Source organism: Candidatus Mancarchaeum acidiphilum (genome assembly GCF_002214165.1).
Classification (GTDB): domain Archaea; phylum Micrarchaeota; class Micrarchaeia; order Micrarchaeales; family Micrarchaeaceae; genus Mancarchaeum; species Mancarchaeum acidiphilum.
In genome coordinates, this window is record NZ_CP019964.1 from 490,948 (window position 1) to 503,411 (window position 12,464).

13 protein-coding genes are annotated in these 12,464 nt (G+C 43.8%); 4 read left to right on the top strand and 9 right to left on the bottom strand.

Annotated elements, in window-relative coordinates; translation table 11 throughout:
• Positions 1 to 109 precede the first annotated feature (109 nt).
• From Mia14_RS02650 to Mia14_RS02660, 3 genes are read right to left on the bottom strand one after another with little or no spacing between them, the layout of a single operon-like run.
• Positions 110 to 1,231, bottom strand: coding sequence for a diphosphomevalonate/mevalonate 3,5-bisphosphate decarboxylase family protein (locus tag Mia14_RS02650; RefSeq protein ID WP_088820114.1), 1,122 nt, complete (start codon positions 1,229 to 1,231; stop codon positions 110 to 112).
• Positions 1,218 to 1,838, bottom strand: coding sequence for an AAA family ATPase (locus Mia14_RS02655; RefSeq protein ID WP_088820116.1), 621 nt, complete (start codon positions 1,836 to 1,838; stop codon positions 1,218 to 1,220). Before Mia14_RS02655 ends, Mia14_RS02650 begins: the two co-directional genes overlap by 14 nt.
• Before the next feature lie 7 nt (positions 1,839 to 1,845).
• Complete coding sequence (locus Mia14_RS02660) at positions 1,846 to 2,832, bottom strand: diphosphomevalonate/mevalonate 3,5-bisphosphate decarboxylase family protein (RefSeq protein ID WP_088820118.1); 987 nt, start codon at positions 2,830 to 2,832, stop codon at positions 1,846 to 1,848.
• A gap of 181 nt (positions 2,833 to 3,013) precedes the next feature.
• Here Mia14_RS02660 and Mia14_RS02665 point away from each other — a divergent pair, with 181 nt between their 5' ends.
• The 3 genes from Mia14_RS02665 (at position 3,014) to Mia14_RS02675 (ending at position 6,486) form a co-directional block, all read left to right on the top strand.
• Entirely contained in the window at positions 3,014 to 3,847 is an 834-nt protein-coding gene (locus Mia14_RS02665; RefSeq protein WP_088820120.1) for a hypothetical protein, read from the top strand.
• A 50-nt stretch (positions 3,848 to 3,897) separates the two neighbouring features.
• Complete coding sequence (locus Mia14_RS02670; protein ID WP_088820122.1) at positions 3,898 to 5,157, top strand: hypothetical protein; 1,260 nt, start codon at positions 3,898 to 3,900, stop codon at positions 5,155 to 5,157.
• 84 nt (positions 5,158 to 5,241) lie between these two features.
• On the top strand, positions 5,242 to 6,486 hold the full coding sequence (locus tag Mia14_RS02675; RefSeq protein ID WP_088820123.1) for an ImmA/IrrE family metallo-endopeptidase: 1,245 nt from the start codon (positions 5,242 to 5,244) through the stop codon (positions 6,484 to 6,486).
• A gap of 71 nt (positions 6,487 to 6,557) precedes the next feature.
• On the opposite strand, the gene Mia14_RS02680 is transcribed toward Mia14_RS02675, so the two are convergent.
• The 6 genes from Mia14_RS02680 to Mia14_RS02705 all read right to left on the bottom strand — a co-directional run bounded on the left by Mia14_RS02680 (position 6,558) and on the right by Mia14_RS02705 (position 12,060).
• On the bottom strand, positions 6,558 to 7,547 hold the full coding sequence (locus Mia14_RS02680; RefSeq protein ID WP_124216888.1) for a hypothetical protein: 990 nt from the start codon (positions 7,545 to 7,547) through the stop codon (positions 6,558 to 6,560).
• A 44-nt stretch (positions 7,548 to 7,591) separates the two neighbouring features.
• Positions 7,592 to 7,999: a YbjQ family protein gene (locus Mia14_RS02685; RefSeq protein ID WP_088820127.1), complete on the bottom strand. Its 408-nt coding sequence runs from the start codon at positions 7,997 to 7,999 to the stop codon at positions 7,592 to 7,594.
• Positions 8,000 to 8,087: 88 nt separating this feature from the next.
• Positions 8,088 to 8,801, bottom strand: a complete 714-nt coding sequence (locus Mia14_RS02690; RefSeq protein WP_088820128.1) for a hypothetical protein — start codon at positions 8,799 to 8,801, stop codon at positions 8,088 to 8,090.
• A 46-nt stretch (positions 8,802 to 8,847) separates the two neighbouring features.
• Positions 8,848 to 9,441 carry a hypothetical protein gene (locus Mia14_RS02695; RefSeq protein WP_088820130.1) on the bottom strand — a complete coding sequence of 198 codons (594 nt, stop codon included), beginning with the start codon at positions 9,439 to 9,441 and terminating at the stop codon, positions 8,848 to 8,850.
• Positions 9,442 to 9,512: 71 nt separating this feature from the next.
• Positions 9,513 to 10,703, bottom strand: coding sequence for an alkaline phosphatase family protein (locus tag Mia14_RS02700; RefSeq protein WP_088820131.1), 1,191 nt, complete (start codon positions 10,701 to 10,703; stop codon positions 9,513 to 9,515).
• Between the two features lie 184 nt (positions 10,704 to 10,887).
• On the bottom strand, positions 10,888 to 12,060 hold the full coding sequence (locus Mia14_RS02705) for an alkaline phosphatase family protein (RefSeq protein WP_088820132.1): 1,173 nt from the start codon (positions 12,058 to 12,060) through the stop codon (positions 10,888 to 10,890).
• Between the two features lie 86 nt (positions 12,061 to 12,146).
• Between Mia14_RS02705 and Mia14_RS02710 the strand changes: the two genes are divergently transcribed.
• Positions 12,147 to 12,452, top strand: coding sequence for a hypothetical protein (locus tag Mia14_RS02710; protein WP_088820133.1), 306 nt, complete (start codon positions 12,147 to 12,149; stop codon positions 12,450 to 12,452).
• The last annotated feature ends 12 nt before the right edge of the window (positions 12,453 to 12,464 follow it).

Sequence of the window (12,464 nt, forward strand, 5' to 3'; positions counted from 1 at the left end):
GGATGCGCATGTAAGCCAAAATCCCCTTATTGGATTAAGCAAACAATGCTTATATATGTTGCATTGCCATCGCTCGCTGGTGCATTAGGCATGCGGGATAAAGCGGTTTTTACTCAAGGCTGCTGAAGTAATTGTCCGCCTGTTCCTTGTCCTTTTGATTTGGATTCATATGGAAATCGACCGCCGCATTTCCGTATAGGACATTTGGCGGATTCAGGTATGCTTCAAGCTCTTTCAGCTGCCTCTCGTCCTTCGAAAAGAAAACAAGGCTTGGGCCGGTGTCGGCAGTGACATATACGCCATCGTTCGATTTTTTGAAATCGAAGAACTTGCCAAGATTGCTCATGCTGCTGTTGTTGTGCACAAAGAATCCCGATGACATCAGTATCCCGTCAAGCCTGAACATGTCCTTTTCTGCCATCGAAAGGAGGTCCTCGGCTGAAAATGGGTTTTCGAGCAGCGCCTTTATCCTGTTGTACTTTCCAAAGATCCAATTCTTATAGAAATCTGATTGCACTGCTGCGGAATGCGCACTTATCGTCTCTATCAATGACTTTTCTGGTATTGTGAAAAATTTGATGCCTTTGTAATCAGCCTCCATCCTCTCCGCATAGCACTCTTCGTTGGCTATACCTGGAAATGACATCCATAATGATATCCCTCCTGCGGCGGACCTGCTGCCGGATCCTGAAACAAGCCTCGCATACCTTGAGACAAATGCGGTATCGCCAACTGCCTCTTTACCGAAAACGCATCCCAAAAGAGCCCTTGCCGTTGCCGAAGCCACTGCCGCGGATTCTCCCAGCCCCTTTGCTTCTTTGTACCTGCGCTCCCTTTTGAGGAAGAACTGGAAGCTTCCTTCTATACTGTTCTCTTTTCGGAATAGGTCCAATGCCTTCTCCATCCTGCCTAGGTACTTCTCGTTTGTTGTGCCGTCCACCATTATCGAGTCCTTGCCCGATTTCGAATACCTGCAGAACGCCTTCGCAACACTGAAATCGGTATTCATTGATATTGACGGGCTGTATGCTATGTTCATTGATGGGTCATAGTAGCCCAAAAACTTTTCCATCCCTATTATAGGATTTCCTTCTCCATAGCTGATCTCTCCATCATGCGGGTCTGCTGTGTACCTTTTGGTTGAAAGGAATTTTCCGTTTTTTTGGGCAATCTTCTGGATTGCTGATCCCATTGCCTTCAGTTCCTGCATTTCAGAATTAGTCATCTCCATAGTACTCTCCTACAAACTTGATTACATCATCGCGTGTTTTTGCGTAATCCGTATTGTCAAATATTCTCATGCTGTTCTTCTTTAGCAGGTCTATTGAATAGTCCATTATGGACCTATATACATCCAACTGGGCCGAAAGCCTGCTTCCAGGGGATTTCTTGTGCGTGTAAAGTTCGCGCTCGTTAAGCCTTTTTGAATGCAGATCCCAATCGGATATGTAAAGGTATGCGGAGCATGCATTGTATTTTTTAAGTGTGTCCAAAAGCTCCTGATTCAGGTAAAGGGATTCGACAATAACGTTTTCCCCATTCTTGTCGGCACGCTCAATCACCGCATTTATTCCGCTGCATATGGGCTTTGACTGCTCGAGGTATCCTTTTATTATGTTTTCATTGGTCTTTTCCCCAAATTCCTTCCAAGCCTCGTACACGCTTGTCATCAGGTTATTGCCTTCGCCTTTTGATGATATTATTGGCCTTGCAAACTCCCTAAGATAGTCTCCTGAAAGCATTATGTCTATATTGTACTTCCTTGATAATGCCCCCGATATGCTTGTCTTGCCAACTCCAGGCACGCCGCCTATGAATATTATCTTGTAATCTGCCATTTTACCATCATTCGTATTTTACTTCTGTGACCCTTGCGGATGGCGCTACTTTGTACTCGACAGGTTTCTGTCCTCTGCTCCTTAGCTCCTTAAGCACATCACTTGCATAAGGATCCCATGTGAAGGCATTTATTACATTGCCTCCACCTGCAGTCCAGTATACGGGAAGACCCGACTGCCTTATCTCTTCTACGTCTATCACCGCATTCATCATCTCCTTCTTCCTTGCCCTGCCTCCTGAGCTCTCTATCAGGTAGTGAGCGTTTGAGCAGTTGTCCTCGGCATTGGAGAACACCATGTTCCAGTCCTTGTGCAGCAGCCCCAGTTTTATCTTGGCCTCCCACTGCGGCACCATCTTAAGCCTGTAGTCGTAGAATGGGCTGCTCCTCGTAAGCTGGAATATCTCTGCGGCGGACAGCCTGCTGTCGTAATCAAATGTCATCGCAAATATGTGTATGTCCTTAAGGTCTTCCTCCGATGCAAGCTGCTTTGCATAAGGGGCTCCGGGGCCTTCCACAACCAGTGTATTGAGCCCTCCGTAAACAGCCCTTATTGCGGATTCCGATATCTTGTTGGCAAGGAACGCAATCTTTTCGGTTTCGTAATTTGTCCCAAACATCTTGTCCAAAGCGACAACAAATGCCGCCGCACCGGCATCGCTGCTCCCGGCAAATACGTTGTAGTTGTCCGACTCCGCCTTTATCCCATAGTTCTTTCCGCTTTCTTTCTGGAATGCCCTGAGCACCTCCGACATCGATTGCACCCTCTCCAATTGCAGTGCCTTGCCGTTCAGGATGAAACTTTCCAGCTCTCCCGAATCCGTCCTGCTTATGTGAGTCACAACCTTTGTCTTGCCTTCATTGTCGGTAACCGAAAGCCCCATTGAGTTGTGCAGAGGCAGCCTGTTGTCCCGTACGCTCGATACAAATATTATGGGTATCGTTGGATTTGCTTCTGCTTTTACCTCTGATATTATTTTTTCATCTTTAGCCATAGTTGCACCTTAAGATCATTAATCTGCATATTTTATTTTATATATGACAGTCATTATTTTGATTTAGTCTTTTTAACTTAATTCAAGGATATGGACAATTGTCTATTTGCAGGGAAACTGCCCTATTTTTATACAAAAAACTTTTAAAAGTAAGCTGCATATTTTAACTTCGGTGGATATATTGTATGTGTACGTGAGGAACATTGAACTGCCGCGCGCTGAAATAATTGGATGCAGCAGAAAACTTGATGACGAAGGGAAGGGGGCAAGCATAGAATTTCATTTGGACGATTACAGTATTGCAAAGGAATTCACGTCTTCTGACAAAAGCGTAAAGATTGAGAGGGAGGAAAAAGAGAAAGATCCAGGTAGGCAGAACAGTGCATCTGGGTATTCCTACTTTATCTCTTATGAACATGAAGGGCGCAGGCACCGGATTGGGCTGTACCCAAGAAGCATGGATGAAAAGGCAGTTCTTGATTACCTGAGCTCCCACCAGGGGCACTTCAAAACCGATGCCTATTTCAGGGATATATTTGGCAACAATGTGAAAGTGGATTTTGCGTCTAGGTACTCCAGTACACTGAGGATATCATCACGTGTAAAAAGGCTGAAAGTTGAAAGCGACCTATACTTTGACGAGAATGAAAATTGCCAGACCTTGTCAATACCATATATACCTAACAAGCTCGCAAAGAAGCTTGAGACAGCAGAGAACCTGGTGGTTGAAAAGGTAAAATACCTTTATCCATCAGTTCCGGGTATTTTCAATAATGCGGGCAAGGATTATGATTACGCCATCAGCTTCAAATACCATGGGATTAGGGATGAGATATACTTGGAACCTGTCAAGGAGGAGACCGAAAAGATGCTAGAATATCTATCATCCAATGGGAAGCTGTTAAGATATGGCAATATACGCACAGGAGATGGAACTTCCTCGATGGATATAGACTTCTCGTTGAAATACGAGATGGTTGACTTATATCTGGATGGAAAGAAGTTCCGCAGATGATAGAAAAATAATATATATTTGAATAGCTTTTATTTTATCTAGTTGCTTTTATGGCCTATAAGATAAAAGATTTAAACAATCAAGAATCCGATGCAAACCTAAAATCGCTCAACAGGGATCGTAAGGATCATCGCAGTGCAGGGCAGAGCAAAGAGGAAGAGCTAAATAGGCATTTCAAGGAATCCGATATTGAGAGATTCAAGGATGCTGTTAAAATAGTCTACAGGAACTCGGTTGAGGGCTACAAGGGGCTCGTCCAAAAATACCGCACTGGGTTTAAGGCGCCGATTCTTTATTTTGATTTTGACGATTCCTATAAAACGGCTTCTGGTTTTATTGATGATTCAAGGCTTAGCTTCAAAGTCCTTGGCGCTTACGATTTTATTTCGAATAGGATAATAATAAAACCTGGCCTTCTTTACAAGTATGTCAATCATGGTTGTAAAACCTATAGCATTGAGCACACTGTAAATCATGAGATAGCGCATTCTTTGGTCAAACAATTGGGCCTTGCCGATGAAAGCATGGAGGAAGGCAAAACAGATTTCCATGGGATTGTCAAAGGCGAACTGCTCGCCAACCTGTTTGCGGCAGAACTTGAGGTTGCCAAGCAGGGGCTGCCGATTTCCAATGAATCCATGGCTAGGCAGCTAATCAAGGACGATTCAGACCTGGAGTACCTGTCCAAGGACATAGATGCTGCAAAGGCATATTTTAGGTGGCTCAATAAGTATTCAAGGGAGGCACAGAATGCCATTGAACATATATCGTATGAAGTATACAAGTACATAAAGAAATCGGAAGGGTCGGGGAAAGTAATCGATTATGATGCGGTAAATGATTATTATTCGGAAAAGGTTGACAAAGTGCTAAAGAATTACTTGGTCAACATAATGAGGAATTATGCCATATCGGTTTACAGCGCACCGGTTCTTGGAGCGGCAAAGGCACTGCTTAGCGAAAGAAAGGGTGTTGAAGAGATAATCAATAGCGTTTCAAAGGATATGTCATCCGTTAAGGAGATCCGGAGGTATCTTAAGGGTTCGTTCGCCTCAGTTGATCTTAGATCCATGTCCATTACAAAGCCCGGCTCCATAAAGCGTATACCAATCAAGCTTGTAACAGAATCCCTTAAGAACGAAGGCATATACTTTGATTATAAAAGCACGTTTTCTAGAATAGCGGATAGTGTTGAGGACGAGTTCGACGAAATCGGCCATTACCTTTCTAAGAATCTAAGAACTGAAAGGAAACTGCTTAGGGACCTTTCACGGATGGAAAAACGGTTTGGCATAAATTCCATTTGGTAAAGCTGTTGCTCTGAATTTAAGGGATCCGCAGATCGCTTGGCAACTAATATATATTTGAATATGGATAAGCTTATTGGTGTTCCTATGCCGACTAAGGCTGTTGATCTTGATAAGGATAAAAAGGTGGATTATTTAAAGGAAGACAAGGCGGATAGAGCCTTGGAAAAGGAGCCAAAGGTCAGGTTCAATGAAAAGGACATAGAGCAGTTCAAGTCATTTATAAAAGACCTTTACAAGGCAGATCTTGATGGTTTTGCTGGGATAATAAATTCTTATTACAAGGATTTCAGGCCCCCAGAACTTTATTTTGATTTTGACAGTTCTTACAAGACTGGATTCAAGCTTATTGATGAATCTAAGATCAATTCGGTGGTACTGGCCGCATATGACAGGGGATTAAATAAGATAATAATAAAGAGGGAGCTTCTGGATCTCTATAAGAAAGGCGAAGATAATGTTGATTCGATTGACCATGCACTGGCACATGAGCTCGGGCATTCTATAGCAATGCAGTCAGACATTACCAAAAACGGGGTTTACAATAGCAAAAAAAGCATTTATGGGACGGTAACGGATGAACTGCTCGCCAACCTGTTTGCGGCAGAACTGATGATTGTCAAGCAGGGGCTGCCGATTTCCAATGAATCCGTGGCGAGGCAGCTGATTAAGGACAATGTTGACATAGAGTTCTTTTCAAAAGACATAGATGCTGCTAAGATATACCTAAAGGAACTTGATAATTATTCCACAAATGTTGTACCAAGCATCAAACGCATTTCAGATACGGTTCATGCCAAGATAATCGATTTTTCAAATAGGGGCTTAAAGTCTTTAAACTACGAAACCGTTGTAAAAATCAACAATGTCTACTTTGATGAAGTGAAAAAGCAGTTGAATGATTATCTGATAAATGCGCTGGCCAACTATTCGATTCATGTGTACAGTGCACCATTGCTTGGCGCTTCTAGGGCGCTATTGAGCAAAAGGATGAGTGTCGGGCAACTGATAAATGCTGTATCTGATGATATATCATCTGTGAAGGAGATCCGTAGGTATCTTAAGGGTTCGTTCGCCTCAGTGAACCTTAAGATGTTGTCCGCGATAGAATCAGATTTAATTGAGATAACATCCGAACAGCCGGTTATAGAGGCGGTTAATGATCAGGATAAAATTTCTAATTACGCAGAGGTATTCTTGAAGGTAGCAGACAGAGTTGAGGATGAATTCAAGAACATGAACAGGCATTTGGAGATGGAAATAGAGAGCGAGAAAAGGCTTTTGAAGGATTTCTCAAAGTTTAAGAGAAAATTCGACAGAGGTACAAAATAAGCGTGGTATTGCCAAAATTGTTGGGTTCGGCAAACGCCCAAAGTTTTACCAATTACCTAATCCTTTTCCTGTCAATCTTTCCTATTTTCGAAAAAGTACATTGACAGGCTGAGTATAGAAGTGGCCGTTACCGATAGAAGAAGCAGGCTGAATCCAAAGGATGTTCCAAACGCTGAATAAGTATTAGGGGCTCCAAATCCAAACAGGTAATTGAATCCATAGGACAATGACCCGGATACCTGTGTCAATGGCAGCCCGAGAATAGCATCAAGAAACATTGCAAGCACGAACAACGCCGACAGTGCTCCCAATACAAGCAGCGCATTCCTGCGCATCTTCCTGTTGCCGTAAATTAGATATGAAAGAATTATTGTAAGTATGAAGAAAACTATAAGTATGTCGTAGTGAAGCATGCCGGAAACCCTGAGCAATGTGTCAAATACCAACAGGTATGCGGCGGCAATCAGGCTCAGCAGTATTGAACCGCCCATTGCATATCCTGCTGCCTTGACGAACTTTGCTTTCATTGAAAGGGACAGCCCTGAAAGCGCTATTATCAATACCAGGAATAAAATGCCGACATAAGCGAAATAATTCTTTGGCTTTGAGGTGCTTGTGACCGGAGGCGTAACGGTTCTGGAAACGTTTGTTGAATTTGAGGCTTTTGTCGAATTCAATACATTCACGACCAGCACCACAGGAGAAACGGATGGGTCATCTCCGACCGCGGAGATATTGAACTTGTATTTCCCGCTTGGAGCCCCATTTGCAACGCTTATTGAAAGCGTGCCGTTATATGTAGGATCGCTGTTTGATACGCTCGGAGAAAATGTGATGTATTTGCTTGAAGGGCTTTCCGCAAGCGACGTCCCCCAGTAGCTTCCGCTGAATAGTGAAATTGTGAATCCGATATTGGCAGAGCCACCCTGTGAGACATTCACCGAGTATTGGGTAAGTGAAACCTTTGAAGTCCCGTAGCCTGCCGCATATACAAAGTTGAATAAGAATAGGGCTGAAATAAGAAAAACAGTGGTAGCCAAAATAATCGGTTTAGCATGCATAATAGCAATCCACTGTAAAGTTATTTAAAACTTTTGATGCAGATTCAGACGTCCTTTACATCGCTTGAATGCATTGGTATCATTACCTGTGGGTCGTCTCCCCTGCTGCCAAAGCCATTATCAACGTGCTTTACTGCTGTGCCTATTGCGGTAACCTCCATCCATTCCCCATTGTGCATGTAGTTGATATTTAGCTTTACCGCTATAACTCCATCCGCTCCAAGCTTGTTCGCTTCATCAAGCATCCTGTTCAATGCCATCATCCTTGCGTTGTAGAGAAGCTCTGTTATCTGAGGTATTTCCCCTTTTCCCATACCTTTTATCCCTGTCATCATCCCCCCTACAACACCCATGCTGTATACGGAATTTCCTACGACGAGGCCAAGAGGCATGTAGCCCTGCTTCCTAAGAAGCCAAAAGTCACTAGTCGACAGATCGCTTGTAAAAGCCATTTTATCACATTTATATTATGCAATCAAACATTAAATAGGTTTTGATTGGTTGTCAAAACTGTAAAAATACGGCAAAAGAAGAAGGACATCAGGAATTCGTCAGGTTTGGGTTGTTCAGGTCTCTCTCATATACAAGGTATTTCTTGAATTCCTCCGCCTGCTCCTTTGTCATATGGGGGAATGCACGGATTAGCGACTGCCCTCCATAGGCCTGCCCTGAGGAGGACATGTATCCAGTAAATGCAATTGGATGGGCTATGACAGTCCATCCCTCCTGGAACATTTTTGAAAGATGGAGATCTCTTATCTCTACCTCGGAAACCGTGTCAAGTGGCATTACATCCAATGCCTGGCTGATCACTGTCGTTATCCCAACCTGCCTTATAAGGCGCTTTGTTGTTATCCAATAATTCTGGTACTGGTATCCAAACAGCGCAGACTTTTTTGTAAAGTAAGCTGCTAAGAATTCTATCAAAAGCATTATGATTATTACTGCAATGCTGTATATTGCCGCATTCACAAGCCCTATCAAACTTTCAATAATAAAGAATATGAAACCTATTATAAGCAAGGCCAGGATCAAAAGCGCTATACCTACAACATATTTGACACTGCTAGTCAGATTGTGCACGTATATGTCCTTGTCGGGCTTCGCATAATATATTATTTTCTCTCCTTTATCAAGCGTGAACGGAAGGTCCGCGGAAGGAGGAATCTCCTTTATCACGATGCCTTCGCCAGGGCTGGAGGCGGCTGCATTTTGCGCGTTGGTTGAATTATCATGTTCCTTCGAAAGCTCCATATTAAAACCAAATTTACATTAGATTTTGGACGGAAATATCTAAATATTAGTACAGTTTCTGTACTCCCATCCCTCCCTTGTCCAACACCGAATTTATGCCTTTCTTGTAAGCGGTATGTATAAGGACGTACGCCAAGATCAATGCCGCGATTATTATCTCGTAGAAACCCGCGGACCTGCTCCTGCCGTTCCTGACAACCCTAAGAGCGCCCTTGAAACCTGATGCGTACATCGATATATCGAACAGTATTATAATGACATTGAATATTGATATGGCTATTGATCCAAGGCTCCTCCTATGAACGGCGACAAGTATTGACTGCACTGTTACAAGCACCCCAAAGGATATTATCATGAGCCCAAATACAAGGAAGCTGAAGTTCAATGTATAAACCAGAAGGCTTGCTCCTATATAGCCTATCGCATAAAGTATCAATGACAGTATTATTACCAATACATATGTCATTCCAAAGAAAGCTATGCCAACTCCTGCATATACGAAGAGCACTTTGGTGAACATGCTTGCGAACGTCTGCTTCTTCTCAAGCATGCCTTTGTTAACGCCGCTTGCATACGCGTCCCAGAGCGATATTACAAAGTCGAATATAAGGAATATCGCTATAATTATATATCCAAGCATTAGGATTACCAAATCGCAGTTTACCTTGTATTTATTTCCACTCACATCTTTTTATTTGTTTGGCTGTGCCCTCATGCTTTCAATAGGGGTATCTCCATCTCCTCCTTTGAAAGCCCTCCGTGATGGCCCGAGGAGCCAGAAACCCACTCCTTTCCTCCGGGGTACTCTCTGCCACCGGGATATTTGTAATAAAATATGTTTTTTCCTTTTGGTATGGCCATGTGCGTGCCGAAGCGGTATCTCAGCGAGTCGCTCACCTTCGTGCTACCGAACAAGCCGGATTTTATCGCTTCGCTGGAATCGTAAAGGATGAAGTTCTTCCCGAACTCCTTCTCAAACCCTTTTTCGAATTTCTCTCCCATGCCTTCGGCCGCATCGAAGAATATGCTCCTGTCGGTTCCCCATGGAGGGCTCCTTAGGTACTTCAGTATATTGGTTTTTGCGTCAAACCTGTTTATGTCCTCGTGCCTTGATGAAACCTGCCCGTGGTCGGATGATATGAGCAGTTCCCATCCGTTGTCCTTGAGCTTTGGGAGCAGCTTCTCCATTATCATCTCCATGATGAATGTTGTTATGCTAAGTACGCGCCTTGAGTCCTTTGTATATTCATGCTGCGCATGGTCTATGTCAGGGATGTAGGTGTATGCCAGGTTGTACTGGTCCGATTCAGCGATGTCTATCGACTGGTAAAGGAGGTCATCAAATGATATGTAGTCCGTGTAGTTTATCTTGCTGTATAAGTATGTCTGCGAGTTCTTGTTCGTGACACGCTCAAACTGCATGTATATGAAATCCCCCCTGCTGCCCATTCTAAGGAGTGTATCCAAGTTGGGGAAAAGAGGTTCTGCCTCGGATTTCCCTGAGACCTCTTCAACCGATGGGCTCCATGGAAGCGTTAGTATGTCCTTCATCATCCCGTACTCCCTTATCGGAATGGGGCTTCCGATTATACCGTGCTCCGCGGGCGTCTTGCCTGAGTCTATGCTCGTGAACACTGTAGGGGTGAAAGAAGGGAATACGGTGCTTATCTTGCCCATCTGCATTTCGGAGGGCAGTCTCTTTAGCTGCCTGCTGTTCGATATCGCGGATTTCAGCAGGTCATATCCAAACCCGTCGATGAAGAGAAGGAACCTCCGCTTTCTCTTCCCTCCTATCATCTTTCCATGGCCATCGGCCACTTCCTTCGCAAGCTCCATGCTGCTGTTTTTATAATCTGGAAAAATAAACCCGTTATCAATTAGATCGGACTTTATGCTGTGCATGATACCGGTATATTGTCATCATAAAAATATAAAAATCTTGGGAATTTACCGAAGGTGTTCATTCGAGCAAAACCTCTTTATTCCAATCTGGAGATTCGTAAATGATGCACAGGCAGCTTTCTTAGGGCGTGTAGAATTTTGCATCAATGCTTTTCCGCAAAGCCCTATCCATCCGGATGTGCCCTCATGCTTTCAATAGGGGTATCTCCATCTCCTCCTTTGAAAGCCCTCCATGATGGCCTGACAACTCTGAAGTCCACTCCTTTCCTCCAGGGTACCTGTAATGGAAGAGCTTGTTATGCTTTGATATCGCTATATGGGTTGCGAAGCGGTATCTCAGCGAGTCGCTCACCTTCGTGCTTCCAAACAGGCCGGATTTTATCGCTTCGCTGGAATCGTAAAGGACGAAGCTCTTGCTGAAATTCCTGCTGAACTCCTTTTCGAACTTCTCGCTCAACCCTTCGACGGTATCGAAGAACATTACTCTGTCGGTTCCCCATGGAGGGCTCCTGAGATACTTCAATACCTCGCTCTTTGCATTAAGATCTATTATGTCATCGTTCTTTGATGAAACCTGCCCGTGGTCTGATGACATGAGCAGCTCCCATCCGTTGTCCTTGAGCTTTGGGAGCAGCTTCTCCATCAGCCTCTCCAGCATCATTGTGGTTATCCCAAGCCCAAGCCGTGAGCTCTTTGCATACTGGTGCTGCGCATGGTCTATTTCAGGGATGTAGGCGTATATAGTGTTGTACTGGTCCGATTCCGCAAGATCCATTGACTGGAAAAGGAAATCGTCAAATGAGATGTAGCCTGTATAATTGATATTGTTGTACACATAGGTCTGGGCATTCTTCCTTGCAACCTGCTCGGACTGAAGGTAGAGGAAATCCTTTTTCCTGCCTGCCTTCAGCAAATTATCGGAGATCGGGAATGGTGATATTGTTTCGGATTTCCCTGAGACTTCGTCAACCGATGGGCTCCAAGGGATCGAAAACATGTCCTTCATCATCCCATATTCTCTTATCGGGATAGGGCTTCCTATTATACCGTGCTCCGCGGGCGTCTTGCCTGAGTCTATGCTCGTGAACACTGTAGGGGTGAAAGAAGGGAATACTGTGCTTATCTTATCGACTTGCATTTTTGATGAAATCCCTTTCAGCTGCCTGCTGTTCGATATCGCTGACTTCAGTAAGTCATACCCCAAGCCGTCGATGAATAACAGGAATCTTCTTTTCCTCTTCCCTCCTATAAGCTTTCCGTGGCCATCTGCCACTTCCTTCGCAAGCTCCATGTTGCTGCTTCCATAATCAGGGAACGCAAACCCTTTTTCAATCAGATCGGACTTTATGCTGTGCATGATACCGGTATATTGTCATCATAAAAATATAAAAATCTTGATAACGCTTATTACATATCTTCGTTTGCAATCGCTTTTGTGGTTTTATGGATTCGAAAAAAAGGGCAGAGGGCTCGGGCAAAATGGGCTTTATGGCCGCATCTATAATAATATTATTGGGAAGCGTCATAGGCTACTATATACTTTACGCTCCGGCAATAGCCTTTGGTCTTATTTACCTTGGGATTGCGATAGGGATAATCTTATTCCTGATATCATTGGGCATGCTCAAGAGCGTGAGGACGCTGAACACATTCGCCTACATATTCTTTGCGGTATGCTGCATCTTCCTCCCTTTCATAGGAGGTGTAATAGGATACGCATTTATGAGAAAGAATAAGATAGCGAGATAAGAAAAATAAAAA

Coding starts and splice junctions, on each gene's coding strand:
- Mia14_RS02650 (WP_088820114.1), bottom strand. CDS start 1,231: ATGGAGATGACTAATTCTGAAATGCAGGAACTGAAGGCAATGGGATCA.
- Mia14_RS02655 (WP_088820116.1), bottom strand. CDS start 1,838: ATGGCAGATTACAAGATAATATTCATAGGCGGCGTGCCTGGAGTTGGC.
- Mia14_RS02660 (WP_088820118.1), bottom strand. CDS start 2,832: ATGGCTAAAGATGAAAAAATAATATCAGAGGTAAAAGCAGAAGCAAAT.
- Mia14_RS02670 (WP_088820122.1), top strand. CDS start 3,898: ATGGCCTATAAGATAAAAGATTTAAACAATCAAGAATCCGATGCAAAC.
- Mia14_RS02675 (WP_088820123.1), top strand. CDS start 5,242: ATGCCGACTAAGGCTGTTGATCTTGATAAGGATAAAAAGGTGGATTAT.
- Mia14_RS02680 (WP_124216888.1), bottom strand. CDS start 7,547: ATGCATGCTAAACCGATTATTTTGGCTACCACTGTTTTTCTTATTTCA.
- Mia14_RS02685 (WP_088820127.1), bottom strand. CDS start 7,999: ATGGCTTTTACAAGCGATCTGTCGACTAGTGACTTTTGGCTTCTTAGG.
- Mia14_RS02690 (WP_088820128.1), bottom strand. CDS start 8,801: ATGGAGCTTTCGAAGGAACATGATAATTCAACCAACGCGCAAAATGCA.
- Mia14_RS02695 (WP_088820130.1), bottom strand. CDS start 9,441: ATGCTTGGATATATAATTATAGCGATATTCCTTATATTCGACTTTGTA.
- Mia14_RS02700 (WP_088820131.1), bottom strand. CDS start 10,703: ATGCACAGCATAAAGTCCGATCTAATTGATAACGGGTTTATTTTTCCA.
- Mia14_RS02705 (WP_088820132.1), bottom strand. CDS start 12,060: ATGCACAGCATAAAGTCCGATCTGATTGAAAAAGGGTTTGCGTTCCCT.
- Mia14_RS02710 (WP_088820133.1), top strand. CDS start 12,147: ATGGATTCGAAAAAAAGGGCAGAGGGCTCGGGCAAAATGGGCTTTATG.